Here is a 2,286-nt window from a genome sequence, read left to right as displayed (position 1 = left end):
GCCTTCATGGTGACGAGGTCGACCATGCCGATGAAGTCGGACTCCGCACCGATCGGCAGCTGCATGACCAGCGGCGTCGCGCCGAGGCGGTCCACCATGGTCTGCACCGAGAAGTAGAAGTCGGCGCCCATCTTGTCCATCTTGTTGATGAAGCACATGCGGGGCACGCCGTACTTGTCGGCCTGGCGCCACACGGTCTCGGACTGGGGCTCGACGCCCTCCTTGCCGTCGAAGACGGCGACCGCACCGTCGAGCACGCGCAGGTTGCGCTCCACCTCGACGGTGAAGTCCACGTGACCGGGCGTGTCGATCAGGTTGATCTGGGTGCCCTTCCAGAAGCTGGTGACGGCGGCGGAGGTGATGGTGATCCCCCGCTCCTTCTCCTGCTCCATCCAGTCGGTGGTCGACGCGCCGTCGTGCGTCTCACCCATCTTGTGGTTGACACCCGTGTAGAACAGGATGCGCTCGGTGGTCGTCGTCTTGCCGGCATCGATGTGCGCCATGATGCCGATGTTGCGGACCTTCCTCAGGTCCGTCAGGACGTCCTGTGCCACGGTCTCTCTCTCTGCTTGGTCGAAGTGCGATCAGGGATGGCCGTCAGGCCGTCGTCACCAGCGGTAGTGGGCGAACGCCTTGTTGGCGTCGGCCATCTTGTGGGTGTCCTCGCGGCGCTTGACCGCGGCACCCAGACCGTTGCTCGCGTCGAGGATCTCGTTCATGAGGCGCTCGGTCATCGTCTTCTCGCGACGCTGACGGGAGTAGCCGACGAGCCAGCGCAGCGCGAGGGTCGTCGAGCGGTTCGGCTTGACCTCGATCGGGACCTGGTAGGTCGCACCGCCGACGCGGCGGGACTTGACCTCCAGGGCGGGCTTGACGTTGTCGAGCGCGCGCTTGAGGGTCTGCACGGGGTCGGTGCCGGTCTTGGCGCGGCAGCCCTCGAGGGCGCCGTAGACGATGCGCTCGGCGGTCGACTTCTTGCCGTCCACGAGGATCTTGTTGACGAGCTGGGTGACCAGCTGGCTGCCGTAGACCGGGTCCTGGATCAGCGGGCGCTTGGGAGCGGGGCCCTTACGAGGCATTACTTCTTCTCCTTCTTGGCGCCGTAGCGGGAGCGGGACTGGTTGCGGCCCTTGACGCCCTGGGTGTCCAGGGACCCGCGGATGATCTTGTAGCGGACGCCGGGGAGGTCCTTCACACGGCCGCCGCGGACGAGCACGATCGAGTGCTCCTGCAGGTTGTGGCCGACGCCCGGGATGTAGGCCGTGACCTCGACGCCGCTGGTGAGGCGCACGCGGGCGACCTTGCGCAGGGCGGAGTTCGGCTTCTTCGGGGTCGTGGTGTAGACGCGGGTGCAGACGCCGCGGCGCTGCGGGTTGCCCTTCAGGGCCGGGGAGTTGGTCTTCTTGACCTTGTCCTGCCGGCCCTTGCGGACGAGCTGGTTGATCGTGGGCACTGAGTCTCCGTCAGTCGTTGGTCGTGCGCTCCCCCGGCTGCCAGGCCGGGACGGCGCTCCTTGGGTTGCGCGCGTCCCCCCGCCCCCGTGCTCGGGGATGTCGGGACACGCTGCTCTCCCCTGCACTTCCCGCCGGCCCACCCGTGGTGCATGATGAGCGTTCACGGGGCGGACCGGGCGGACTGCCCGGCGAGAGGTGGGGTCGCGGTCGGCGGAGCCGGCCGCGAGCATGCGGGACCTAGCCCGCACACGGCTCTCCAGACTACCGGCAGGCGCCGCGTCCGGCCAAATCCCGGCTCCGGCCCACCTCCCGCACCGCTCCCCCGGCACGGCGGAAGGGGGCGGGCCGACCGGAGACCCGGCCTGCCCGCCCCCTTCTGCGGAGGCGCTGCGCGTCAGTAGCGCTCGTCGACCGGCAGGTCGTCGAGGCGCACGGCCTCGCCGCTGCCCTGGCCGAACGCGCCGGCGTAGTCGAAGTCGTCGTACACGGGCACGGCGTAGGCCTCGGCCTTGGCCTCCTCGGTCGGCTCGACCGTGAGGTTGCGGTAGCGGGTCAGACCCGTGCCGGCCGGGATCAGCTTGCCCAGGATGACGTTCTCCTTCAGGCCGAGCAGCGGGTCGCTCTTGGCCTCCATCGCAGCCTCGGTGAGGACGCGGGTGGTCTCCTGGAAGGAGGCCGCGGAGAGCCACGAGTCGGTCGCCAGCGAGGCCTTGGTGATGCCCATGAGCTCCGGGCGGCCGGAGGCGGGACGACCGCCCTCGGAGACGACGCGACGGTTCTCGGTCTCGAAGCGGCCGCGCTCGACGAGCGTGCCCGGGAGCAGCTCGGCGTC

General features: G+C 69.4%; 3 protein-coding genes and 1 pseudogene. All 4 read right to left on the bottom strand.

What is annotated here, in order from left to right; all coding sequences use genetic code 11:
- Nucleotides 1–554: GTP-binding protein (locus tag ACTUAL_RS04070; protein ID WP_440899312.1), on the bottom strand; the 554-nt coding region annotated here is incomplete at its 3' end.
- Nucleotides 555–608: 54 nt separating this feature from the next.
- Nucleotides 609–1,079, bottom strand: a complete 471-nt coding sequence (rpsG, locus tag ACTUAL_RS04065) for a 30S ribosomal protein S7 (RefSeq protein WP_022919841.1) — start codon at nucleotides 1,077–1,079, stop codon at nucleotides 609–611.
- On the bottom strand, nucleotides 1,079–1,453 hold the full coding sequence (gene rpsL, locus ACTUAL_RS04060) for a 30S ribosomal protein S12 (RefSeq protein WP_010148679.1): 375 nt from the start codon (nucleotides 1,451–1,453) through the stop codon (nucleotides 1,079–1,081). Before rpsL ends, rpsG begins: the two co-directional genes overlap by 1 nt.
- A 395-nt stretch (nucleotides 1,454–1,848) precedes the next feature.
- A pseudogene (locus tag ACTUAL_RS04055) lies at nucleotides 1,849–2,286 on the bottom strand (DNA-directed RNA polymerase subunit beta'); the annotation flags it as partial.

It is taken from the genome of Actinosynnema sp., from assembly GCF_052038725.1.
The sequence above is the reverse complement of the archived record's forward strand: the minus strand, read 5'-3'. Positions and strand labels throughout refer to the sequence as shown.

Excerpts from the sequence above, each read along its gene's own strand:
- rpsG (WP_022919841.1), bottom strand. The coding sequence starts at position 1,079 with ATGCCTCGTAAGGGCCCCGCTCCCAAGCGCCCGCTGATCCAGGACCCG.